The organism is Pedobacter sp. JCM 36344, assembly GCF_046546555.1.
Classification (GTDB): domain Bacteria; phylum Bacteroidota; class Bacteroidia; order Sphingobacteriales; family Sphingobacteriaceae; genus Pedobacter.
The window spans coordinates 1-736 of sequence record NZ_JBKHKK010000050.1 but is presented as its reverse complement, the minus strand read 5'-3'; the positions used below and the strand labels follow the sequence as shown (position 1 = coordinate 736).

Genomic DNA, 736 nt, shown 5'->3' with positions numbered 1-736 from the left:
TCACATTAAAGGGCTGATCAACATTGGTTATCAGCGGTTCAACAAGGGAATTACGCCGATGAACGCGGCTACTTCTTACCACTTGAAGTCGGCTGTACTTGGTAATGCACCAATGGTTCAGATGAACTATCCAAAGGTGATCATCAGCGTAGGTGATCTGGAAGACCTGATCGATTTGGGTGTAACATCTTCTACAGACGGGGAGCTTGTATTTGCCTGGGAGGCAAATGTAGCGATGGAATACGGGAAACCTACAGATCTGGTAACGTTTATGGTCTATTGCGAAACCTTGTTTAAATACGTTCAGGTGTTGAAAGTAGTACCGCGATCTGCCCTTACCTATACCTTATCTGTTCCTGCGGAGTTTGTTGGTAATGTGGTACAGTGCTATGCAATGGTAACCAGTGTAGATGGGAAAGAATGCAGCACCAGTCAGCACAAAGGTCCTGTAACAGTAGTTTAAATTTTGGAAGGCTCTTTAAATAGTAGCCTGTAATCGATGAGCATGGCGCGTTGCCATATGGGAACCGCCATGCTTATTTAACCTCACCTTTTAATTCTAAAAACAATGAAAATATTAAAGTTAATGGCCCCGAAAGAGGGGCTGTCCTGGAGAGGAATGGAAAAATATCTGGTCGGTGTGATCTTGATTTTGTCCTGGTTTACCCTCCACAGAGCAGTACAATCGGGAGATCTCTCCATAGGTGTACTTGATCCGAGTATCTGGCTGCTTGTT

The 736-nt window shown here is 44.3% G+C and carries 1 protein-coding gene; it reads left to right on the top strand.

All coding sequences use genetic code 11. The annotated features are described in order from the left end of the window. Positions 1-463, top strand: a 463-nt coding sequence (locus tag ACHFIZ_RS17935) for a DUF6266 family protein (protein ID WP_410888349.1), incomplete at its 5' end; no start/stop codon positions are given. Positions 464-736 lie beyond the last annotated feature (273 nt).